1 protein-coding gene is annotated in these 600 nt (G+C 45.0%); it reads left to right on the forward strand.

Features of this window, described 5'->3' with window-relative positions; genetic code table 11:
* Positions 1-591 (forward strand): glycine betaine ABC transporter substrate-binding protein (locus R8O11_RS29435; protein WP_318195150.1); only part of this gene is annotated, 591 nt, incomplete at its 5' end.
* Positions 592-600: the final 9 nt, after the last annotated feature.

Genomic DNA, 600 nt, shown 5'->3' on the forward strand with positions numbered 1-600 from the left:
AAATACGTTTATGACGTAGGTGTGAAGAGCTTTGCTGACCTGGAAAAACATGCCGACAAATTTAAAAACCGCATTTACGGCATCGAACCAGGTAACGATGGTAACCGCCTGATTCAATCCATGATCGACAGCAACGCATTTGGTTTAAAAGACTTCAGCCTGGTTGAATCAAGTGAAGCGGGCATGGTGTCACAAGTATCACGTGCGGTACGTCGTAATCAGTGGATCGTTTACCTTGGCTGGGCACCACATCCAATGAATAACAATGTTGAAATGGAATACCTTGCGGGTGGTGATGATTTCTTCGGCCCAAATTACGGCGGTGCAAACGTTTATACAAACGTACGTCAAAACTACCTATCTGAGTGTCCGAATGTGGGTCAACTAGTGAAAAACCTAGAGTTCAGCCTAGAAATGGAAAACGAGCTGATGGAAGCGATTCTCAACCAGAAGCAAAAGCCATCTAAAGCGGCACAGGCATGGTTAAACGCGAACGCAGATAAAATCGAAGCTTGGCTGAAAGACGTGAAAACCGTCGATGGCCAAGACGCTCAGTCGGCAATTGCTCGTTACCTTAAAGACAACGCTTAATTGATTTTT

It is taken from the genome of Vibrio sp. 1288 (assembly GCF_033344475.1).